At 61.9% G+C, this 21,272-nt stretch carries 20 protein-coding genes; 18 read left to right on the top strand and 2 right to left on the bottom strand.

What is annotated here, in order from left to right; genetic code table 11:
- Positions 1 to 24: 24 nt before the first annotated feature.
- The 4 genes from ACRRRO_RS02170 to ACRRRO_RS02155 are packed head-to-tail and all read left to right on the top strand — an operon-like array spanning position 25 to position 4,157.
- Complete coding sequence (locus ACRRRO_RS02170; RefSeq protein ID WP_434081022.1) at positions 25 to 834, top strand: NAD-dependent epimerase/dehydratase family protein; 810 nt, start codon at positions 25 to 27, stop codon at positions 832 to 834.
- On the top strand, positions 827 to 1,516 hold the full coding sequence (locus ACRRRO_RS02165) for an IspD/TarI family cytidylyltransferase (protein WP_434081021.1): 690 nt from the start codon (positions 827 to 829) through the stop codon (positions 1,514 to 1,516). Before ACRRRO_RS02170 ends, ACRRRO_RS02165 begins: the two co-directional genes overlap by 8 nt.
- A 32-nt stretch (positions 1,517 to 1,548) precedes the next feature.
- Positions 1,549 to 3,363, top strand: coding sequence for a glycosyltransferase family 2 protein (locus ACRRRO_RS02160; protein ID WP_434081020.1), 1,815 nt, complete (start codon positions 1,549 to 1,551; stop codon positions 3,361 to 3,363).
- A gap of 23 nt (positions 3,364 to 3,386) precedes the next feature.
- Positions 3,387 to 4,157, top strand: a complete 771-nt coding sequence (locus tag ACRRRO_RS02155) for a hypothetical protein (protein ID WP_434081019.1) — start codon at positions 3,387 to 3,389, stop codon at positions 4,155 to 4,157.
- A 406-nt stretch (positions 4,158 to 4,563) separates the two neighbouring features.
- On the opposite strand, the gene ACRRRO_RS02150 is transcribed toward ACRRRO_RS02155, so the two are convergent.
- Positions 4,564 to 5,157, bottom strand: a complete 594-nt coding sequence (locus ACRRRO_RS02150) for a hypothetical protein (RefSeq protein ID WP_434081018.1) — start codon at positions 5,155 to 5,157, stop codon at positions 4,564 to 4,566.
- On the opposite strand from ACRRRO_RS02150, the gene ACRRRO_RS02145 reads away from it, so the two are divergent.
- Together ACRRRO_RS02145 and ACRRRO_RS02140 are read left to right on the top strand one after the other, a co-directional pair.
- Positions 5,156 to 6,115, top strand: coding sequence for an N-acetylmuramoyl-L-alanine amidase (locus ACRRRO_RS02145; RefSeq protein ID WP_434081017.1), 960 nt, complete (start codon positions 5,156 to 5,158; stop codon positions 6,113 to 6,115). The two genes, ACRRRO_RS02150 and ACRRRO_RS02145, sit on opposite strands and share 2 nt — an antisense overlap.
- Entirely contained in the window at positions 6,108 to 6,452 is a 345-nt protein-coding gene (locus ACRRRO_RS02140; protein ID WP_434081016.1) for a hypothetical protein, read from the top strand. Before ACRRRO_RS02145 ends, ACRRRO_RS02140 begins: the two co-directional genes overlap by 8 nt.
- A 46-nt stretch (positions 6,453 to 6,498) precedes the next feature.
- On the opposite strand, the gene rfbA is transcribed toward ACRRRO_RS02140, so the two are convergent.
- Positions 6,499 to 7,362 carry a glucose-1-phosphate thymidylyltransferase RfbA gene (gene rfbA, locus ACRRRO_RS02135; protein WP_434081015.1) on the bottom strand — a complete coding sequence of 288 codons (864 nt, stop codon included), beginning with the start codon at positions 7,360 to 7,362 and terminating at the stop codon, positions 6,499 to 6,501.
- 136 nt (positions 7,363 to 7,498) lie between these two features.
- On the opposite strand from rfbA, the gene rfbB reads away from it, so the two are divergent.
- The 12 genes from rfbB (at position 7,499) to ACRRRO_RS02075 (ending at position 21,268) form a co-directional block, all read left to right on the top strand.
- Positions 7,499 to 8,509: a dTDP-glucose 4,6-dehydratase gene (gene rfbB, locus ACRRRO_RS02130; RefSeq protein WP_434081014.1), complete on the top strand. Its 1,011-nt coding sequence runs from the start codon at positions 7,499 to 7,501 to the stop codon at positions 8,507 to 8,509.
- Position 8,510: 1 nt separating this feature from the next.
- The gene (gene rfbD, locus ACRRRO_RS02125) at positions 8,511 to 9,926 is read left to right on the top strand and encodes a dTDP-4-dehydrorhamnose reductase (protein ID WP_434081013.1); all 1,416 of its coding nucleotides are present in this window, start codon (positions 8,511 to 8,513) and stop codon (positions 9,924 to 9,926) included.
- Between the two features lie 227 nt (positions 9,927 to 10,153).
- Positions 10,154 to 11,281 (top strand): ArnT family glycosyltransferase, encoded by a 1,128-nt coding sequence (locus tag ACRRRO_RS02120; protein WP_434081012.1) that lies wholly within the window; start codon positions 10,154 to 10,156, stop codon positions 11,279 to 11,281.
- A 431-nt stretch (positions 11,282 to 11,712) separates the two neighbouring features.
- Positions 11,713 to 12,849, top strand: a complete 1,137-nt coding sequence (locus ACRRRO_RS02115; protein ID WP_434081011.1) for a glycosyltransferase — start codon at positions 11,713 to 11,715, stop codon at positions 12,847 to 12,849.
- Positions 12,846 to 13,940 carry a nitroreductase family protein gene (locus ACRRRO_RS02110; RefSeq protein WP_434081010.1) on the top strand — a complete coding sequence of 365 codons (1,095 nt, stop codon included), beginning with the start codon at positions 12,846 to 12,848 and terminating at the stop codon, positions 13,938 to 13,940. Before ACRRRO_RS02115 ends, ACRRRO_RS02110 begins: the two co-directional genes overlap by 4 nt.
- A gap of 37 nt (positions 13,941 to 13,977) precedes the next feature.
- Positions 13,978 to 14,895, top strand: a complete 918-nt coding sequence (locus tag ACRRRO_RS02105; protein ID WP_434081009.1) for a lysylphosphatidylglycerol synthase domain-containing protein — start codon at positions 13,978 to 13,980, stop codon at positions 14,893 to 14,895.
- Complete coding sequence (locus tag ACRRRO_RS02100; protein WP_424798211.1) at positions 14,892 to 16,118, top strand: polysaccharide pyruvyl transferase family protein; 1,227 nt, start codon at positions 14,892 to 14,894, stop codon at positions 16,116 to 16,118. The genes ACRRRO_RS02105 and ACRRRO_RS02100 overlap by 4 nt, the downstream gene beginning before the upstream one ends.
- 578 nt (positions 16,119 to 16,696) lie before the next feature.
- Entirely contained in the window at positions 16,697 to 18,022 is a 1,326-nt protein-coding gene (locus ACRRRO_RS02095) for an ArnT family glycosyltransferase (protein WP_434081008.1), read from the top strand.
- Positions 18,023 to 18,185: 163 nt separating this feature from the next.
- On the top strand, positions 18,186 to 18,704 hold the full coding sequence (locus ACRRRO_RS02090; RefSeq protein ID WP_434081007.1) for a type I phosphomannose isomerase catalytic subunit: 519 nt from the start codon (positions 18,186 to 18,188) through the stop codon (positions 18,702 to 18,704).
- Between the two features lie 23 nt (positions 18,705 to 18,727).
- The gene (locus ACRRRO_RS02085) at positions 18,728 to 19,378 is read left to right on the top strand and encodes a hypothetical protein (RefSeq protein ID WP_434081006.1); all 651 of its coding nucleotides are present in this window, start codon (positions 18,728 to 18,730) and stop codon (positions 19,376 to 19,378) included.
- 83 nt (positions 19,379 to 19,461) lie between these two features.
- Complete coding sequence (locus ACRRRO_RS02080) at positions 19,462 to 21,033, top strand: sodium-dependent transporter (RefSeq protein ID WP_424798214.1); 1,572 nt, start codon at positions 19,462 to 19,464, stop codon at positions 21,031 to 21,033.
- A 1-nt stretch (position 21,034) separates the two neighbouring features.
- Positions 21,035 to 21,268, top strand: coding sequence for a methionine/alanine import family NSS transporter small subunit (locus ACRRRO_RS02075; protein WP_434081005.1), 234 nt, complete (start codon positions 21,035 to 21,037; stop codon positions 21,266 to 21,268).
- Positions 21,269 to 21,272 lie beyond the last annotated feature (4 nt).

The following is a 21,272-nucleotide window of genomic DNA, read 5'->3' as shown; positions in this document are numbered from 1 at the left end:
GCCGCAAGACAGAGGAGAGTTTGGTTGAGGACTGCGCTTATTGGTTACACCGGGTTCGTCGGATCGAACTTCCTGGCTCACCAAGAGTTTGACGACCTGTACAACTCGTCCAACCTGCCCGACATCGAGGGAAAGGAGTACGACCTCGTAGTCAGCGCGGCGAGCCGTGCCGACTCCCATCGGATCAATGCCAACCCAGAGCAGGACCATCGGGAGATAACGGAAATCGCCCGACTGATCTCCGGAGCCCGGATTCATCGACTTGTGCTCGTTTCGACCGTGTGCGTTTACCCTGCAGGAACGTCGCCCGATGAAGACAGCCCGATTGAATTCGATCGGTTGACCCCCTACGGCGCGAACCGCGCGCGTCTTGAACAACAACTGACTGAGCGGTTCGAGACTCTGGTCCTTCGGCTCCCGCAACTTTACGGCCAGAATCTCAAGAAGGGCGTCGTATACGACCTCGCGAATGACTACCGAGTTGAGCACATCAAGCCCCGTTCGCGCTTCCAGTACTACGACCTGGGCAGAGCCTGGCACGATACCGCCATCGCCCTCGACCATGGATTGACCTCACTCAATATCGCCACGCCCGCACTGAGGAGCGACACGGTAGCCCGGGAGGTGTTCGGCGTTGACATCTCTGACCAGTTGCCTGACGCGCCCCTGGGGGAGGATTACACGCGGGACATGCGAACGAAGCATTCGGCGTTGTTTGGGGGACCAGCGGGGTACCTCATGACTGCAGAGGAGTCCCTTGCGGCGATCAGGGACTTCATAGGCGCGGATGAAAGGCGGCGGACGGTGAGAGAGGAGCGAGACGCTGATGTATGAATCACACAAAGTTTCTGCGATTGTGACGTGCGCCGGACGAGGCGTGCGGTTCGGGAGCAACAAGCTCCTGGTCAAACTCGCTGGCGTGACGGTGCTGGAGAAGACGGTGAGAGAGTTTATACATCCAGCGATCGACGAAGTGATCGTCACAGTGAGCGAGGAATACTACGACACGTACCGCGAGATTTTGGTCGAGCAAGCCAAACTGCCCGTTACTCTTGTTCGAGGCGGCGAGGAACGATTCATCTCAGCCAAGTTGGGCCTGGATGCCACTAGTTCTATCGTGATGGTCCATGACGGTGTGCGGCCGTTCGTGAACGCGGAACTTATCGACCGAGCATTAGAGGCCGGGGTCACTCATGGCGCCGCTATGCTCGGTACGCCGACGGTGGTCCAACTCAAACTCGTCGACGACGACGAGTACGTGACCGGGAGCCTGGATCGCTCGCACAGTTGGCTGGGCCAGACTCCGCAGGTATTCCGGCGTGATTTGCTTGAAGAGGCGTACGCGAAGGCACTTGAATCGGGGTACGCACGAGTCAGCGATGACGCCGACCTTGTGGCTGAGTTCACCGGGCACAAGGTGAAAATCATCCACGGGGAAGACTACAACATCAAGATCACGACTAGGACCGACTTGGTCATCGCTGACCAGATCATGGCGCAGGGGGATTGGGGCTAATCTTGAACGCCCGGGGTGACCAACCGGTCAAGGTGAGCATCATCGTTCCGACCTATGAGTCTGGGGATAGCCTACTAAGTGTAGTGAGGTCGCTTGACGAGCAAACGATGCCGGCAAGTGACTTCGAGGTCATCTATGTGGACGACGGATCACCCGACGGCACGTACCAGCGACTCGAGGCGATGGCGGCTGAGCGCAGCAACGTGCGCACTGAACGCATTGGACACTCCGGCTGGCCGAGCCGTCCCCGAAATGTGGGATTGACGTTGGCGCGGGGCGAGTATGTCCTGTTCATGGATCATGACGACGCGCTGTACCCACAGGCTTTGGAGCGGGCATATGAGATTGCTGCACGAAACAAGGCGGACGTGGTAAACGGCAAGGAAGTCCGAACGGACCAGCCCAAGTGGGCGATCGAATCTTATTCTAGGAATGCCGGCAATATCGTCGGTCAGACCGAACGTCATCCGCTCTTGCCGACAAATCCACATAAGTTATATCGTCGCGGCTTCTTGAACGAGCACGGGATCCGCTTTCCAGAGGGTGCGCGCGTACTTTGGGAGGACGTCTACTTCAATATCGATGTTTCCCGGCACGCTGAGGTAGTCTCGGTACTCGCGGATACACCCTTTTATCGGTGGATCCGCGATCGTGAGACAGCCTCCAGTACCTACCGAGACGACCCTGTGGAGTATTGGCGAGGAGTGCGTCGCATCATCGAATATACCGTGGAACGCTTGGATGGCCCGGCTCGGTCACTTCAGAGGCATCAGATGCTCGCCTACCAGTTTCGCCATAGGGTCGCTACGGCGATCGACGTGGACGTTGCGCGTACCAGCGACGAGCGGCGGGTGCATCTGGCTGAGATCTTCAAGGTCCTCAACGAGGATTACGATGCGGCGTTGCCTCAGAGGTTGCAGGCTCGTGTACGGCTCGCACGCGAAGGTCACTGGTCCGCGGTCGAACGGCTGGTTCAACTCGACACAAGCAACGTCGGGCTGACAACCACGCGCTCGGTCCGGTGGGAAGACGACTACTTGGCTATAGAGACCCTCACCCGATGGGACTCTGGATTGCCCGGACGGTTGCGCGCTCATGGGGATCGTGTGTACCTCGACGTCCCTTCCGAAATCACCGAACTGCTCCCGAGCGACCTCCTCGATGTCACCGAAGAGGTTCGAACCGCAAGCACCGAGATTGGAATTCGGGGGCGCGCTAGCCTGGTTAGTTGGATGCTGCCGACGGAGCAAGTCGTCGAACTCCAAGAGCAGGACGACGAAAGGGCGTTGGTGACGGTCCGAGCGACTGCGCGCCTTCGACGATCCACAGGTGCGCTCGGCTCTGAACTAGCAGAACCCACGTGGGACTTCACTGCTCGCAACCAGCTCTTCGATGCCATTAGCCAGCGCGGCTTGCGGACCGACTCCACTCCGCAGGTTGCTTTGGTCAACGGGCACGCCATGATCTCGTACCGGAACAAGCGCGGGATGCTCAGTGTCGACTTTGACCAAGCAACGCGCAGTATTGCCGGTTCGGCGGATCTAGCAGTGGTCGAAGGACACGCTGTCGCCAAAGGTCTGCGACGCCGAACGATCGAAGTGGATGTCCCCCTTCGTGGGGTTCACATCGAGGGCGAGTCAAGAATCAACTCCTCCGTGCGACTTCACTCCATGGAGGAGTTCACCGGTTCGATCGTGGCTGACAACCGCGGCGCGCGACTGGTGGCGAAATTTCGACGCATCCCGGGGGAGTACCGTCTGTCGTTACAGACCGATGGCCGGGATGTGCCCACAGGCGTGATCGTGACAGTGCCGGCCCGAGGGGCGCCATTCCTCACGCAGGGCTAACGGTGCAGGCGCATAATGCGGACATGGACCGATCTCGACGGGCGCAGCGCGCAAGGCCAGTACCGCGCACGATCTGGATCTGGGCGATCACACTCTCTCTCATCGACCTGGCCCTCATGCTGGGCTTCGTCGCGCACATTGCAGCGCGAAGATACGACGCGCTTGGCTTCTTCTCTTACTGGCGCTGGCACGGAGAACAGGATCGCAGTTTCCTTGAGATCCTCGGAGCGACCCAGTTGGTTGCGGCTGCGGTACTCCTTCTGATCCTGACACGCCGAAGGACTCAAGCGTCCGTCTACAGTGCATGGGCTCTGCTGTTCGTTGTGATGGCGGTCGACGACCTGGCTGAGTTACATGAACGAGGCTCGCGGTACCTGCGCACGACGTTCGATCTGCCAGCGCCGATGGGGCTGCGTCCGGACGACGTCGGTGAACTCCTCACGTGGGCCGCGCTCGGCCTCGTGCCCCTGGTGCTTCTTGTCGTTACACACAGAGCCAGTTCGAGCGAGGCGCGACGGAATTCGTGGAACTTGGCAGGTCTGGTTCTGATTCTGGTGGCCTTCGCGGTGGGCCTCGACATGGTCTACATCATGGTGCGCGATGGCCTTGACTGGATCTACCTCGCAACTCTCGTCATGCTCGAGTCCGGTGGTGAACTCGTCGCGATGACACTGATCCTTCTCTTTGTCCTGTCGCACTTCCTGCGCGATAAGGCTGCGGCTGCTGGATCCGCCGGCTTGGCATCCGGAGAGAGCGGCGATGGCCACTCTGGAGGCGATGGTCATTCCAAATAGGGCTGCCACGGCGTGGCAGGAGCGGGTGGCGCCATGGGCAGGCCAATATGGAGCCGCCTGCAGTTCGATTTGAGGGAGAGGCATGACGGGGATCCAAACCGCCGTAGGCGCAGCCATGGCGGCGACTTTGCTCGCAATGGGGATTTCGCCGACCGACAGTTCGGGATCGGGGAGTGGATCCGGCCGGGGAAGTGACGTTGTCACAGTGGTATCCCTGACCGACCAATCGGGCGATCTTACGCCGGCCGCTGAGGCTGGACGAGCGGAGAGCAGTCAAGCGAGCAGCAGTGCTCTGGCGGACGATCTTCCCGCAATCCTCACAACTCCCACCGAGACCGAGGAGTTCGTCGTTGCGGGCCTAACCTGGGACCCGGATACGCCCTTGACGGACGACACGTACATCTTCCTACGCGTGCTCGAGGGAGACACCTGGTCGGAGTGGCTCGAGGTTGATGCGGACGGCGGACTCGACGGATCGCCAGCGAGCGGCACGGATCCGTTCATCACAGGAGGTGCCGTAGGAGTCCAGGCACAGGTCTTGGGCGATGCGGCGCGAATTCCCTCGAACCTTCGATTGCATCTCATCCCAGCCGACGCCGATGGGCACGATCTCGAGGTATACGACTCCCCAGGCGACAGGCCGCAGAGTGAACCCGACCAAGACCTCACCGTCGAGTTCGATGAGTCGTTGGTTGACGCTCCTCAGGACGTGGAGTTTAACCGGGACGAAGATGCCAACCGGGACGGCGACGTCGACCAGGAGGAGGGCGGAAGCCAGGACGAGGACGCCAGCCAGGGCGACGACGCCACCACCCAGGACGACGCCACCACCCAGGACGACGACGTCAACCAGGAGGACGGCGTCGACGAGGGGGGCGGCGCCGACCGTGACGAAGGGCAGGAGGTTGAGGGCGGTAGCGGCGGCGGTGGTCTCGCCGGGTCGGGTGTAACGGGGGTCCTCGCTTGTCCCCCAATTGACAACGAGCGGCCTTCGGCCCATGTCCCCCAATCTGCCCGAGCCCGCCATTCAGACGCGTGCTCAGTGGGGCGCCGACGAATCCTTAATGCGGTGGACACCGCAGCCTCGGGCCCTACGCGCTGCTGTCGTCCACCACACTGCCGGCACCAACAACTACACACAGGCACAGGCCCCGGGAGTGGTGCGGGGCATATACGTCTACCATGCCACCCAACGAGATGGGAATGGTTGGGGAGACATCGGCTACAACTTCCTCGTCGACCGCTTTGGTCGCATCTACGAAGGACGTACCGGATCGCGAACCGCGCAGCCGGGCCAAATGACGCAGGGCGCCCACGCATTGGGTTTCAACAACGGAACTCTCGGAATATCGGTGATGGGTAACTACAGTTCTATGAATGCCTCATCGACCGTATTGAACTCCATGGCGAACGTCATAGCGTGGCAATTCAGCAGGGCCGGCATCGCGGTCGATACGCGAAGCGGCATGATTTCGCCTGGTAGCCCCACGAGACCAGCAGGACAGAACCTTCCTCGCATCTTCGGACACCGTGATGTATCAAACACCACCTGTCCCGGCCGGATCCAGAACCAACTGGGCACAATTCGCAACCTCGTTCGAACGAAGATGCCGACCTTGTATCGGCTCAACAATACTTTCACCGGATCAGCGAACTACTCATACTACTTCGGCGCCCGCAACGCGCAAGTATTTGTGGGGGACTGGAACGGAGACGGGATAGACACGCCGGCGGTGCGTGTCGGCAATCGAATCTCCATCAACAATTCCAACTCATATTCATCTCCCGACCAGGTTTTCACATATGGACGGGCGAGCGACGAGCTCTTTGTAGGAGACTGGAACGGTGATGGCCGGGATACCTTCGCACTTCGACGGGCTGGCGTCATCTATATCCGAAATACATTCGGGGGTTCAGCATCCCAAGTCCTCAGCAATTACGGACGCGCGAATGAATGACAGACTTCTGGTCGGAGACTGGAATGGTAACGGACGGGATACGTTTGCGATCCGGCGCGGTGGCACCTTCTACTTGCGCAACACTTTCGGTGGAGCGACGGCAGACCAAATCATCACGAACTACGGTCAGTCAAGCGACGACATCTTGGTCGGGGACTGGAATAGCAATGGGCGGGATACGTTCGCCATACGGCGTGGGACGACCTTTTACTTCCGAAACACGTTCGGTGGGGGAGCTAGCGCGGTGCAGACCTATGGACTTGCTTCGGACCTGCCGATCGCGGGTGATTGGAATGGCAACGGAAGCGATCGGATCGGGATCTACCGCACACCGTGACCGCTTCACCCAAGTGCAATCAACTCTCGCACGACGCGCCAACTGACTACGTCTCGAGGAGCCCGAGGAGGTAATCGCCATAGCCGGACTTCTGAAGGGGTTCGGCGATACGGCGGAGGTCCTCGTCGGTGAGGAATCCTTGCCTCCATGCGACTTCTTCAGGTGAGCCGATCTTGAGACCTTGTCGGTGCTCGATGGTCCTGACGTAGTCTGCGGCTTCAAGCAGTGAATCGAACGTCCCGGTATCGAGCCAGGCAGTCCCTCTGGGGAGGACCTGAACCTGCAGTCGTCCCTGCTCCAGGTATGCCCGGTTTACGTCTGTGATCTCGTACTCTCCGCGGGCAGATGGCCGAAGACGGCGGGCGATCTCGACGACGTCGTTGTCGTAAAAGTAGAGGCCGGGGATTGCGTAATTTGATCTGGGCGTACTTGGCTTTTCTTCCAATGACAACGCACGTCCAGTGGAGTCAAACTCCACTACCCCGTAGGAACTCGGGTCAGACACTCGGTAGGCGAAGATGGCTCCTCCGTCGATCTGCTCGAACCTTTTCAACTGAGATCCGAGGCCGGGGCCATAGAAGATGTTGTCTCCGAGCACGAGGGCAGCGGTGTTGGCGCCGAGGAAGTCCGCTCCAAGTACGAAGGCTTGGGCGAGTCCGTTGGGCTCATCTTGGACCGCGTAAGAGATGTTCACGCCGAACTGTGCCCCGTCGCCGAGTAGCCGGTGGAACTGCGGTGCGTCATGTGGCGTCGTGATCACCAGGATGTCTTGGACCCCTGCGAGCAGAAGCGTGGAGAGGGGATAGTAGATCATCGGCTTGTCATAAACAGGGACCAGTTGCTTGCTCACGCCCAAGGTGATCGGGTTCAGTCTGGTGCCGGACCCTCCGGCCAGGATGATTCCATGCATACGCGCAGTCTTGCGCAACTTGCCGAGGATCGCAGCCAGGCGGTTGCGCCAGGAGGTGCGGGTGCCGATAACGGATGGCTTCACTCCTTGGCGCATCTCGCTCGGCTAGAGCCCGCAGAGTCGCTACAGTGCAGTGATGCGCAGGATTCTCGTCACCGGCGGTGCCGGCTTCATCGGTTCCAACTTCGTGCACTACCTGGTGGAGCACACCGACGCGTACGTGGTGGTGCTGGACAAGCTTACCTACGCGCTTTCGCCGGAGGCGCTGGAGCCGTTGCCGGCCGATCGTGTGGAGTTGGTGGAAGGGGATGTCACCGACACGGGCCTGGTGGATTCGTTGGTGGGCAGCCTCACCGGCGCCGAGGACGCCGTGGTCCACTTTGCGGCGGAGTCACACAACGACAACAGCCTGCGTGATCCCAGTCCATTCATCCGCACCAACATCGTGGGCACCTTCGAGATTCTGGAGGCGGTCCGCAGGCACGGGGTGCGCCTGCATCACGTGTCCACCGATGAGGTCTACGGCGACCTCGAACTGGATGATCCGGCACGGTTCACCGAAACCACTCCGTACTTGCCCTCGAGTCCGTACTCGGCGTCCAAGGCCGGTGCCGACCACTTGGTGCGGGCATGGGTGCGTTCCTTCGAGGTGGCAGCCACCATCAGCAACTGCTCGAACAACTACGGTCCCTGGCAGCACATCGAGAAGTTCATTCCCCGCCAGATCACGAACGTGCTCGCCGGGGGCCGGCCCAAACTCTACGGGGCCGGTGAGAACGTGCGGGACTGGATCCACGCGGCCGATCACTCCTCGGCGGTGTGGACCATCCTGAACCGGGGGCAGATCGGGCACACCTACCTGATCGGTGCCGACGGGGAACAGAAAAACCTCGAGGTGGTCCGGATGATCCTGAGCATCCTGGGCCGCCCGGAGGACGACTTCGACCACGTCACCGACCGCGCCGGGCACGACCTGCGGTACGCGATCGACCCGACCAAGTTGCGCACAGAACTGGGCTGGGAGCCACAGTTCGCGGACTTCCGCGCGGGGTTGGCGGATACGATCGAGTGGTACCGGGCGAACAGCGACTGGTGGCGCCCGCACAAGGACGCGGTGGAGTCGGAATACGCGGCCCGGGGACAGTGACGTGACGGGCCCGAACGAACTGGCCGTGCGCACCACCGCCATCCCCGGCCTGTTGGTCCTGGACCTGACGGTTCACGGGGATGCCCGCGGCTGGTTCAAGGAGAACGGGCAGCGGGCCAAGATGGTCGCCCTCGGGCTACCGGACTTCGCACCCGTGCAACATTCGGTGGCGTACAACGCCGCCGCCGGGGTGACCCGGGGCATCCACGCCGAACCCTGGGACAAGCTGGTGTCGATCGCCCACGGCAGGGCTTTCTGCGCATGGGTGGACCTGCGCGAAGGGCCCAGGTACGGCGCCGTCCACACCGAGGAACTCGATGAGGGCAAAGCGGTGTTCGTGCCCCGCGGGGTCGGCAACTCTTACCAGACCCTGATCGATGGCACCGTCTACTCCTACCTGGTGAACGCGCACTGGTCCCCGGAAGCGTCCTACTCCCACCTCAACCTCGCCGATGAGTCGGCGGCGATCCCATGGCCCATCCCGCTGGGTAGTGCGGAGATCTCGGAGAAGGACCGCAACCACCCCCGCCTTGCCCAGGCCAGCCCGGTGACACCTGCGCGCACGGTGATCCTCGGCGCCACCGGGCAACTGGGCACTGCACTGCAGGCGGCGCTGCCGCACGCGCACGCACTGTCCAGGCAGGAGGTGGACCTGTCCGACCCCTCGGCTATCGCTGACCTCGACTTCAGCGACGTCGGGGTGGTGATCAACGCGGCCGCATTCACGGCGGTGGACCAGGCCGAGACCCGACAGGGTCGAGCGGCGGCGTGGGCCGTGAACGCCACGGCTGTCGCTGCGCTGGCCCGGGCGGCCCAGGAGCACCGCTTCACGCTGGTGCACTACTCCACCGATTACGTCTTCGATGGGCACGGCGGGTCAGGGCCGGGGGGTGCCTACCTCGAGACCGACCCGATCAGCCCGGTCAGTGCCTACGGCCAGAGCAAGGCAGCCGGGGAGGCTGCGGTGCAGCAGGTGCCGCAGCACTACCTGATCCGCACCTCCTGGGTGGTAGGGGAGGGCAGGAACTTCGTCCGCACCATGAGGTCCCTCGCCGAGCGGGGCGTACAACCGAACGTGGTGGAGGACCAGGTGGGTCGGCTGACCTTCACCTCAGATCTCGCCGCCGCCACCGTCCACCTGCTCGACTCGCGTGCACCCTACGGCACCTATCACGCCACGAACAGCGGAGAACCGGCCAGTTGGGCCGAGATCGCCCGCCGCGTGTACACCCTCGCCGGCCGTGACACCAGTGACGTCCATGCGGTGACCACGTCCGAGTATCTGGCGGGCTATGACCAGCCGGTCGCGCCACGACCGTCGATCAGCACCCTGGACCTCACGAAACTGGAAGTCACGGGACTGATGATGCCCGGCCAGTGGGGTGCTCTGGAGTCATACCTCGATGGTGGACAGTAGCGCCGGGCGTCCAATTGAGTCGACGCCCCACTCAAGCATGACCGAATGCAGGTATCGGGTCTCCCTCCTCCTTATTACGCTGACTGTCTTCTCCGTGATGTCGGCGTGGGCGCTTGTCTCGCATTCCTACCGCACACCAGACGAGCCTCAACACGTCAACTCGGTGATGCGGCTCGCACACGGTGGGGGGATGGCCACCAGTGGGTGATGCTCGGATGAGTGCTGGCATGTCCGAGGCGATGGATCAGGCGGAGTATCTCGCCCGCCTGCCAGGAAGCACGCGAGAGAACTGGGGCTCTGGGTACGGCTGGTTCGTCGACGTCACCCCTACACCAGATCAGGACCGGATCATCTTGGATGCGGGACGTGCCCTGGATGTGGAGGGACAGACGCGAATCGACCAGATGAGCCAGCACCCACCACTCTATTACGGGCTGCTGGCCGGGGGACTCACGGCTATCGGCATGGCAGAAGACCGTTGGGATCTGCAGTTGCTGGCACTCCGGATGATGAGCATCCTGTTGACGATCCCGGTGGTTCCGTTGATAGCCGGAAGTGTGCGTGTCGTGACCAACTCGCAGCACCTCGCATTGGGATCCGCAACCGTGCCACTCCTTGTTCCACAGTTCGGATTCATCAGCGGCTCCGTGACCAACGATGCCCTGATGGTCCTCACAGGTTCCATCGCCACCTACGCCAGCCTGCGCGTGGTGGGCGGTGATCTGCGGATGCGCTGGACACTTCTTGCAGGCGTCGCGGTTGGAGCAGGATTGCTGACCAAGGCGTTCATGGCCTTTAGTGTTCCAATGGTGCTGCTCGCCTACGCGTTCTCTCGTGCCGAAAGAGGTCAGTGGCTACGCAGAGTGGGTCACGCATCGCTTGCAATGGCTGTCGCGTTCGCTATCGGCGGCTGGTGGTGGATGCGCAATTATCTCCTCTACGGACAGTTCCAGCCCTCGGGAATGAACCGCCAACCGATCGAAGGAGGCGGGCAGCAACCCGTCGACTGGTACTTCGGCCGCGCCTGGGACATGCTGACCCAGTCCTTCTGGGGACGATTCGGTTGGTTGGAGGTTCCATTGCCGGGAGCCTTCGTCGTAGGGGCGACCATCCTTGCACTTGCACTGATCACCGTCGGCCTGTTCAGCGCGCGACGTCTGTGGGCCGAAGTTCTGACTATCGGGTCGTTTTGCGGGAGGCCTCATCGTGGCGGTCGCAATACGCGGCCTATTCAACTACCAGCGGTTAGGTCAACTCGTCGGGTTGCAGGGAAGGTACTTCTTCGCCGCGTTCGTGGCACTGACAGTTCTTGTGGCGCTCGGCGTGTGGGGTGTGCTGAGGCGAAGCGAAACTAGTACTGCGTTCTTGAACCCTATTTTGGTGGTAGTCGGCTTGCTGGTGAGCGCCTACGGACTCTACGTGTGGTTCGCCGCCTCCTACGTGGGGCCGGGTGAGAGCCAAATCGAGGCGTTGACGCGGTGGGTGCAGTGGAGTCCCGCGACGACGGGACAGTTGACCGCCACGGGGTTTCTACTGGCGCTCGCGCCGCTCACGCTCGTCGTGAACTCCACTTTGGGTGCTTGGAAGGTTCGGCGTTCTCACGATGCCCAGGTGATGCCTGCTCAGGAGCCTGGACCCTGAGGTGGGGTTGCGCGGATCTGCGGCGTACCGTGACCGAAAGTCGGAGGAGCCTCTGGTGGGGTTTACGATGGCTCCGTCCGGCCTGACCTGAAACGAACCTGATCGCCTGGTGGCTGGAGCCCATCCCCGCCGAGACGTGAGTGTCATGAAACTATTTGTCCAGATTCCATGCCTAAACGAAGAGCAGACGCTCCCTCAGGTTCTTGAGAACATACCGACGGAGATCCCCGGGGTTGACTCGATCGAGATTCTCGTCGTCGACGACGGCTCCACGGATCGTACGGTCGAGGTCGCTCGCGCCCGTGGTGTCCACCACGTGGTGACCCACGTCCAAAACATGGGCCTCGCTCGGTCGTTTCGTGATGGGGTCGACTATGCGCTCGCCCATGGTGCCGACATCGTGGTCAACACCGATGGCGACAACCAATATCCTTCAGAGCGCATCGGGGACCTAGTCCAACCGATCGTGCGAGGTGATGCAGATGTCGTCATAGGAGACCGACAGACCGCTAAGATTGCGCACTTTTCCGCGTTCAAGAAGACGATGCAACGCTTCGGTTCCCACATCGTCAATCGGGCGGCCGGAACAGATCTTCCCGATGCAGCCAGCGGTTTCCGTGCCTATTCCAAGCAGTCCCTATTGAGACTGAACGTCTTGACGCAGTTCTCCTACTGCATGGAGACCATAATTCAGGCGGGCAACAAGCGCCTCCGAATAGTCTCCTTGCCGATCACGACCAATGCTAAGACGCGTGAGTCCCGTTTATTTAACAACATGGGCCAACACATGGCCAAGTCGGGTTCTGCGATTACGCGCTCCTACCTGATGTACAAACCGCACGTCATCCTTGGTGGTCTCGGAGCTATCCTCCTGGTAGCAGGAGTCATACCGTTCGTGCGATTCATCGTGTTCTGGCTGCAAGGAAGCGGGGCGGGTCACGTGCAATCGCTCATTTTCGGGAGTGCGATGTTGGTCGGCGGCCTTCTCAGTTTGGCGCTCCTGGTCATCGCGGATCTGCAACGGAGTAACCGGGTCCTGCTCGAGGAGCAACTCGAGCGATTGAAGGAACTTCAGTATTCCAGGCCGGCACCTACGACCATGAAGTACGAACTCAGAAAGCCGGACACAGGTACGCGGACGACGTACGGGAGTCCCGAAGCCTCGGGTGCTCGCCCCCAGATCGCAGAGGACGGGAACGATCAAGCCTTAGAGAGTTCTCAGGCGATGGTCAACGATGGTGTGGATGCCTTGCGGAAGAGCGAGCAGCAGGAGACGCGATGATTGGCAGGCTCAAGGTTTTGGCCAAGAATACTCTTGCGATCCCGCTAGTTCGCAGAGTATATGAGGGTGGAAACCGTGCGATCCTCACGGTAGTCGGATCGCATCGGATTCCTGCCACTGTCTACTCTCTCCCTGCCTTCCTCACCTTCAACCGCGAACAGTTCGCGGTGCTTGCTGGCCGTCGCGCCTACTATCGGCGTCTGAGCACCTCGCGTAATACTCATGTCGAACTTCGGCGTAACATTCATCGGTTGGAAAAGGGCATGTCAATGCAGCCCCGGCGACCGATTTTCGCGGTGGATTACATCGCCGAAACAATCGACTTCTATCGAGTCGCCGTTACCGAGGGGCCCAAAGGTCGACTGATCGACCCGATTGAGCTTTTGTGGGCACGCGAAGTTCTCACCGAGTATTTCGACGTCATCGCTCCAGGGGATCCGGTTGTGGACCGCGCGCGAGATAGGTTCGCCGCCGTCCCTAAGCCGGAGGGTGAGACCAACGGGATCCCGATGCGTCCCTATCCTCAACGGGACATCAAGCCCAGCGATATCACCTTCGAGCAGTTGCTTGCGTTGGCCAAACAGCGGCGTTCGGTCCGCTGGTTCGAGAATCGCTCCGTGCCGCGCGAACTGATCGACCAAGCACTCCAGGTTGCCCGGGAGTCGCCGACAGCATGCAACCGGCTACCGTATGAGTTTCTGATTTTCGACGAGCCCGACCTAGTCAAGAAGGTCGCGTCGATTCCCTTCGGTACCGCGGGGTACGGCCATCAGATTCCTACGATTGTGGTGATCAAAGGAAACCTCGATAGTTACTTCTCGCCACGAGATCGGCACGCGATCTACATCGACAGTTCGCTCGCGACCATGGGTTTCCTCTATGCGCTTGAGACGCTCGGACTAAGTTCATCCGTGATCAACTGGCCAGACTTCGAACCGCTTGAGATGAAGATGGCGAGGGCCCTGGGCCTTCAGCCCCACGAGCGTGTGATCTGCCTGATCGCGGTGGGATACGCGGATCGCGATGCCTTGGTGGCGGCCTCACCCAAGAAGTCCCTTGACGTTCTGCGCAGTTTCAACGTTGCAAGGTAAGGGAATCCTGACACTCAAACGGCGCCGAGTGTTACGGGTGGCGCTCACCGTCGTCATTGTCAGCGTGGTGGGCGTTCTCTTCGGGCGTGCTTTGGCGCGCAACTGGGATGCGTTAGCCGACATCGACCTGCGTCCCGATGGCTGGATCGCAGGTTCGGTCGTACTGTTCGCCTTCGCAGTAGTGGTTTCAGGATTCCTGTGGGGCCGTATGGTTGCGCAACTGGGTGCGATTCGCGTTGGTTTGCTCGAGGGTATCCGAGTGCATTGTCTGTCCTGGCTGCTGAAGTACATTCCCGGCCAGGTGGGCTCTGTAGCGAACAAGTTGGTCTGGGCGCGGTCGCGAAACGTTTCGCGCTCTCTGACCACGTTGTCCTTTTTCTACGAGAATGCTTTCTTGATCATCGGGTCCATCGTGCCGCCAGGATTGATTCTGCTGGCGCTGGGAAGTGTCGATTTAGGGGAGGGCGGGGTCGTGATAGTGACTGCGGCCTCGGTTATCCCGTTGCTGCTGTTGACCAGCAGGCCCATCCTCCGGTGGGGAACCAATCACGTCGCCCGGAGGATATTCAAGCGTGAGGTGCCGGAGGCGTATTTCCTCGGGTCTGTGCATACCCTGAAATATCAGTTGCTGTATTTGATTCCTCGTGCAGTGAACGGTGCTGGGCTCGTTCTGATAGCGATCTCGATGTTCGACGTGCCCGCCTCCCACTACGTGCCGTTGGCTTGTGCTTACATCTTTGCAGGCGCCGCCGGTGTTCTCGCCATTTTCGTGCCGAGTGGTGTCGGCGTGCGTGAATCAGTTTTTGTGCTGCTTAGCGTTGCGTACCTACCCGTGGAGCAGGCTATCGTGCTGGCTCTGGCAGCGCGCCTGTCTGCGACGCTCGGCGATGGAGTTGTTGCAGGTGTCTATGGACTGCTCACGTTCACTTCAAGAAGGAAGGCAGGCATCTCATGAGAATCGCAATCATCGGCTCTGCGTTGTCAGGCAACAAGGGGGCGGCTGCAATGCTCGAGAGTTCAGTTCAGCACCTATCCAAGTCAGACGAGCACGCGCAGTTCATCCTCTTGAGCATGTACCCCAGCGCGGATGCCCGACTCAATTCATACCCGAACCTACGCGTGATGGACGCGCGACCGTTGCGCCTCGGCGTCGTCCTCAACGGTATGGCCCTGCTACACAGACTGTTGCCGCCCCTGCGGCGCGGAATCGAACGGGCTGTGCCGGAGATCGGGGCGCTCGCCCGTGCAGACGTCCTCCTCGACGAGGGAGGAATCACGTTCGTCGATGGGCGCGGCAAGTACCTCATCTACAACGTTGCGAGCATTTTGCCCGCGCTCCTTGTCAGAACGCCTGTGGTGAAGGTCGCCCAGGCGATGGGCCCCTTCAACGAGCCGCTGAACCGGCTTGCTGCGAAGACCTTGCTGCCGCGCATGGCGGCGATCATCTCGCGCGGTGCGCTCACACACGAGCATCTCGTCGCCACTGGGCTGACCAACGTACAGGGGGGCGCCGACCTTGCGTTTACCCTGGAGGTCGGCGATGCCGATGCTGCCGCGGCTGGTGAGCGGGTTGATGTCGGCTTCTTCGACAATGGTGATGTTGTCGGTGTCTCGCCGAGTGCCGTATTGCGCAAGTCGGCTGAAGCCCGAGGCGACGACTACATCAGTGAGGTAGTCGCGCAGATCGACTACGTTACCGAGGTTCTCAACCGACCTGTGTTTCTCGTCGCCCACAGTGCACGGGCGCAGACGGCAAAGACGCACAACAATGACCTGCCGGTGTGCCGGGAAATCCAGGCCCGAGTCGCGAGGCCGGAGAAGGTGCTGTTCGTTGATGACGAGTTGAGTTCGCAGACGCTGCGGTTCCTGATCTCCCGGTGCGATATCTTCATCGCATCCCGATTCCACGCCATGGTCTCGTCACTCGCTACGGGTGTTCCGACGCTCGTTATTGGCTGGAGCCACAAGTACCGGGAGGTCCTGGAGATGTTCGGATTAGCCGAACTGGCTGTCGCACATAGTGACGCCACTCCGGAGCGCATCCGCCAGATGTTGGACGACCTCATTCAGAATCGTGATGAAGTTGCCGCGCAGATCTCAGATGCCCTTCCGCAGGTTCGCGCCCGCGCCATGGAGCAAGTGTCAGTCATCGAAAGGGTCGCGAGTCGGCAAACGTGACGAGGAGGTGCTCGAAATGCGACCTGCAGCGAGTACCCGACAGCGACGGGGCATGCTGCCCGCGACGTCGCGGTCACTGGTGGGTCGCGGCGTAGGCCCCGGAGCAGAACAGAGCATGCGAGCATCGGATTCGGACGGCATGGTTTCCTGGATGCGGTTCTTACGTATCGTTGACGTATTCGAGGCGTCCTACGCGTGAATGCGGGTGGCCGATGTCGACGATGACACTGTGGTGTGTGAAATGGCGGTCCTGACTGAACCGCGGCCGTATCGGCGCGGTCCCGACGCCGCTTCGGCTGCGGTGCCGGAACGCCGTGTGCGCGCTTGCCCAAAGCCTCGGAACTATCACCGTGTAGTGGCGGCAGTTACCGTGCTGTTCTTTCTCACGGCGACCTTCTGGGCGCTCACCATTCCGCACTTCGATGGTCCCGATGAAGAAGAGCACTTCAACTCCGTTAGCCGGCTGTTGCAGGGTGGGGGCTGGCCCCTACCGTACGAGGCGCCCCCTCCTCGGGAGCACCGGTCAGGCCATGCGGGAGGCCGGCCTTCCTGTGGAGGGAGAGGTTCTCACGGAGTTCGTGGCGCCTGCGGATCGGGCGACGCTGGAGGCTGCGACGTCGTTGGACGACTTCGGACGCGATGGGATGGTGCACCACCCGCCTGGCTACTACGTCCTGATCGCTGCTGGTACCGCAGCGCTGGGTGGCGAGACACTGCGCTGGGATCGTGCTTCTCTGGCCATGCGACTGCTCAGCGCGGCGTTGTTGGCGGGTGCAGTCCCGTTCGTGATCGGGTCGGTGCGGTGGATCACGGGCTCTGCGACTGCCGGTGTTGGTGGCGGAATGAGTTTGTTCACGGTGCCCTTCTTCACCAACATGGGCGGCTTGATCTCCAACGATGTCCTGTTGATCACCACCGCGACCGCATGCCTCTACTTTGCGATCCGGGCTTGGCGAGCGACGTACCCAGCCAGGTGGATGGTGCTTCTCTCAGCTGTCGCGCTTGGAATCGCCCTACTCTCCAAGGGCTTCGCGCTGTTCCTGCTGCCGACGTTCGCTATCCTGTGCGTGCTCTTAGCACGCCGGTGGCATAAGGACATTCCTGGCCGTTTCACCGAGGCGCTGTGGCCAATGTTGGTGGCCTTCCTGGTCGGAGGATGGTGGTGGTTACGGAACCTCATCGTGCTGGGCGTCGTCCAACCGAGCCGGTACGGCGCCCGCGAAGCCACCGGGGAGCAGCACGAGATGTACGACTTCGTCTTGTTCTTCACCCAGTTCTGGATTCGTTTCAACCGCTTGTTTTGGGGCCGTGGGGCGAGAGAGGACATGGCGCTTCCGGCCGAGATTGTGGACACGGCTGGTGTCATCCTCCTCGTGCTGATGGTTCTTGCGCTAACTGTCTCGAGACACAGGTTCATTCTCGCGGTCCTACTTCTGTTTCCGGCCGTGACGGTTGCGGTGCTCTTCATGAACGCGCACGGCATCTACTGGGATTTCGGTCGCCATGACAGGGGGGTTCAGGGCCGCTATGTATTTGCGGGCATAGTCGCCTATGCGGCGATTCTGGCTGTTGTGGTCCATCCATTGGTCCAGCGGCTTTCAACACGCATGCGTACCTTCCTGATGGCCATCGGGTCCACGGTGGCGCTGACCGTCACCTGGGTTGCGATCACCTGGGTGTTCGTAGGCTTATGGCACCAAGTCGATAAGCCCGGTGTAGTTCGCCGAGGGGCGGCCGAGGCTATTGGCGTGGCAGAAGGGGTGTATCCCGTTCTGGTATCACTGACAGTCATCATGCATCTGGTGTTCTTGCTGATGCTAGTTCGGTGGAGGTTCCCTGAGATCAAGGTGCTGCTGCTACCGAGCAATACTCCGCTTGGCGTACCTCGCCACGCTCGGGTCTGACACGGCCGGGCGGTGCGATGAAGCCGTCCATTGCGAGGATGACGGTGTCGCGGCGGTCCAACTGTAAATGCGCTGGTAAGAGGGCTTGAATCCATGCCGGGGCGCCACCTGCGCGGGCCGAAACAGCGCGACTACGCTGTCGCATTGAGCGAAAGGAGGAGCCGTGCTCGTTCGGATACGAGGCAGCGAACGAAACTACGCCTGGGGTTCGACCACCACCATCCCGCAGTTGATCGGGCGCGAACCCGGGACTGAGCCGGTGGCTGAACTGTGGTTCGGCGCCCACCCGGCCGCACCCTCGACCCTGCCCGACCGTGCCGGAGTGAACCTGCGCGAGTACCTGCTGACCGAGTTCGAGGCCGCGCTGGGGCGGCACGCACTGGCCAGGTTCGGCCAGCACCTGCCCTACCTCCTCAAGCTCATTGCCCCCGCCCGCCCGCTGTCGTTGCAGGTACACCCGAACCTGGTACAGGCACAGGCCGGGTTCACCGCCGAGGAGTCCGACGGGCTCCCGCGCGACGGCGCCACCCGCCTGTATCCGGACCCCAACCACAAACCCGAACTGCTCTTCGCGATAACCGAGTTCCGCGCCCTCTCTGCGGGTTCCGCACCCCACGCCGGGCCCTGGAACTGGTCAGCGGGCTGGATGCCCCGCTGGCCCGGAAACTGGCCGGGATCCTGACAACCGACCCCACTGCAGCCGGGATGCGCACGGCAGTCACCGAACTGCTCACTCCCGGTGCGGTGCCCGCGTCGGATACTCGCGCCGTCGTGCGGGCTTGTGCCGAGCGCAGGGGGGCTCGCGGCGCCTCGGTGCGAATCGATGCGATCGTGGCTGAACTCGGGGCAACTCACCCCGAGGACCCCGGTGCGGTCGCCGCGTTGTTGCTGAACCCGGTCACGCTGGCACCGGGGGAGGCGCTGTTCATCCCTGCCGGCACCCTGCATGCCTACCTGCAGGGCCTGGGTGTGGAGTTGATGGCCAACTCCGACAACGTCCTGCGCGCGGGCCTGACCAGTAAGCACATCGATCCCGAAGCGGTGCTGAGTACCGTCGAGTATGTCACCGCGCCGCCGGTGCGCATCGCCCCGGAGATCACCGGACCCATCCGCACCTTCTATGCCCCGGTGGAGGACTTCGAGATGTCCATCACCACCCTGGGAAACAATGGTGCGGTGGAGATGCCAGGGCGAGGTCCGCGGATCGTGCTGTCCATCTCCGGGCAGGCGCAGGTACGCACCCCCGATGCCGGACCGGTTCAACTGGGCCCGGGGGAGGCGGTGTTCGTCCCGGCCACGGCCGGCCACGTGATCGCCGACGGCGATGCGCACCTGGTGCAGGCCGCGGTGCCGTGATTCTGACTCTGACCGCCCCATCTTCTGCCGGTAGGCCGGAGCAGGAGTAGCCTCTGCGCAGCAGAACTGCTCAGGAGAAACCGATGAACGAACCTGCCGACACGGCCCGCACCTCCCGGATCCGGGAGAGTTTCACCGGACGCAACGCCTTCATCCTGGTGGCCATCGGCTCTGCCGTGGGCCTGGGGAACATCTGGCGGTTCCCCTACGTCACCTACGAGAACGGTGGGGGCGCCTTCCTCATCCCATACTTGGTCGCGCTGCTGACGGCCGGTATCCCGATCCTGCTGTTCGATTACGCCATCGGCTACAAGTTCCGCGGATCCCCGCCGATGGCGTTCAAACGGCTGCACCCCAGTGCCGAGGCCATCGGCTGGTTGCAGGTTGGCATCTGCTTCCTGATCGCCATCTACTACGCGGCCATCATCGCCTGGGCGGCGATGTACACCTGGTTCTCCCTGACCCAGGCCTGGGGTGATGATGCCGAGGGCTTCTTCTTCGAGACGTTCCTGCAGTACGACGGCGGTGGTGCCGAGGGCAGCGGGATCTCGGTGGACTTCGTGGCCCAGGTCGGCTGGCCGCTCATCGTGGTCTGGGTGGTGCTCCTGCTCGCCCTGGGCAGCGGGGTCCGCCGCGGCATCACGAAGATGTCCACCATCGGAATCCCACTGCTGTTCCTGATGTTCCTGATCCTGGTGGCCTACTCGCTGACCTTGGACGGCGCCACCGAAGGTCTCAACGCCCTGTTCACCCCCGACTGGGCGGCGTTGACCAGCGGCACGGTGTGGATCCAGGCCTATGGGCAGATCTTCTTCACCCTCTCGGTGGGCTTCGGCATCATGATCACCTACGCCTCCTACCTGAAGCGCAAGTCGAACGCCACCGGATCGGGGCTGGTGGTCGGGTTCACCAACTCCTCCTTCGAACTGCTGGGGGCCATCGGGGTGTTCTCCGCGCTGGGCTTCCTGGCCGTCGCATCCGGTACCGCCGTGGAGGAGGTGGCCTCATCCGGGCTGGGCCTGGCGTTCGTGGCTTTCCCCACCATCGTTTCCGAGGCCCCGGCTTCGACGCTGGTCGGGGTGCTGTTCTTCGGCGGTCTGACGATGGCCGGTCTGACCTCGCAGATCTCCATCTTGGAGGTGGTGATCTCGGCGGTGAAGGACAAGACCGGCTGGGCGAGGGTGACCACTGTGGCGATCGTCGGCGGAGCCACCGCGGTGATCTCCATCGTGCTGATCGGAGGCGCCTCCGGTGTCACCCTCCTCGATGTGGTCGACGCCTTCTCCAACAACATCGGCATCGTCGGAGCCGCGTTCCTCTCCCTGGTGCTGGTGGGTTGGGTCTACCGGCGGCTGGGCACGCTCACCGCGGCGTTGAACGTCTACGGCTCGGTCAGGATCGGCCGGACCTGGAAGGTCATGGTCGGTGTTGTGCTACCGGTTGTGCTGGCGGTGCTGCTGGTGGTGGACATTCGCGACAAGATCACGGAGGGCTACGGCGGCTTCGATGACTGGGTTGTGACGACCTTCGGCTGGGGGGCACTGGGCCTGGTGCTGGTGATGGCGATCGTGCTGAGTCTCCTGCCGTGGCGGGGAGCGTCCGCCATGCACCTGGAGGACCCCGATCGGGACGAGGCCGGAAAGGAGAGGGTCTGAGATGGACACCCCGGCAATCATCATGATGATCGTGGCCCTGGTCACGGTCTGGGGCGGTATGGCCACCGCGATCATCCACCTGTCCCCCACCCCGAGGACGACGACACCGGCTCGCCGCCCGGACCGGCTCGATAGATGCATCTGCGCGCCCCTGGTGCCAGACTGGATGGTGCTGGTGGTGACGGCCACCACCACTGCACATGTGGGAGGTCGCAATGCGAGCGAACATCGGTGATCGT

The organism is Sanguibacter sp. Z1732 (genome assembly GCF_051020515.1).
In the GTDB taxonomy this organism is placed as follows: domain Bacteria; phylum Actinomycetota; class Actinomycetes; order Actinomycetales; family Beutenbergiaceae; genus CALKWS01.
Note: the sequence above shows the minus strand (reverse complement) of the source record. Positions and strands in the feature narration are given on the sequence as shown.

Excerpts from the sequence above, each read along its gene's own strand:
- ACRRRO_RS02165 (WP_434081021.1), top strand. The coding sequence starts at position 827 with ATGTATGAATCACACAAAGTTTCTGCGATTGTGACGTGCGCCGGACGA.
- ACRRRO_RS02155 (WP_434081019.1), top strand. The coding sequence starts at position 3,387 with ATGGACCGATCTCGACGGGCGCAGCGCGCAAGGCCAGTACCGCGCACG.
- ACRRRO_RS02145 (WP_434081017.1), top strand. The coding sequence starts at position 5,156 with ATGTCCCCCAATCTGCCCGAGCCCGCCATTCAGACGCGTGCTCAGTGG.
- ACRRRO_RS02150 (WP_434081018.1), bottom strand. The coding sequence starts at position 5,157 with ATGGGCCGAAGGCCGCTCGTTGTCAATTGGGGGACAAGCGAGGACCCC.
- ACRRRO_RS02140 (WP_434081016.1), top strand. The coding sequence starts at position 6,108 with ATGAATGACAGACTTCTGGTCGGAGACTGGAATGGTAACGGACGGGAT.
- rfbA (WP_434081015.1), bottom strand. The coding sequence starts at position 7,362 with ATGCATGGAATCATCCTGGCCGGAGGGTCCGGCACCAGACTGAACCCG.
- rfbB (WP_434081014.1), top strand. The coding sequence starts at position 7,499 with ATGCGCAGGATTCTCGTCACCGGCGGTGCCGGCTTCATCGGTTCCAAC.
- ACRRRO_RS02120 (WP_434081012.1), top strand. The coding sequence starts at position 10,154 with ATGTCCGAGGCGATGGATCAGGCGGAGTATCTCGCCCGCCTGCCAGGA.
- ACRRRO_RS02115 (WP_434081011.1), top strand. The coding sequence starts at position 11,713 with ATGAAACTATTTGTCCAGATTCCATGCCTAAACGAAGAGCAGACGCTC.
- ACRRRO_RS02110 (WP_434081010.1), top strand. The coding sequence starts at position 12,846 with ATGATTGGCAGGCTCAAGGTTTTGGCCAAGAATACTCTTGCGATCCCG.
- ACRRRO_RS02100 (WP_424798211.1), top strand. The coding sequence starts at position 14,892 with ATGAGAATCGCAATCATCGGCTCTGCGTTGTCAGGCAACAAGGGGGCG.
- ACRRRO_RS02085 (WP_434081006.1), top strand. The coding sequence starts at position 18,728 with ATGCGCACGGCAGTCACCGAACTGCTCACTCCCGGTGCGGTGCCCGCG.
- ACRRRO_RS02080 (WP_424798214.1), top strand. The coding sequence starts at position 19,462 with ATGAACGAACCTGCCGACACGGCCCGCACCTCCCGGATCCGGGAGAGT.
- ACRRRO_RS02075 (WP_434081005.1), top strand. The coding sequence starts at position 21,035 with ATGGACACCCCGGCAATCATCATGATGATCGTGGCCCTGGTCACGGTC.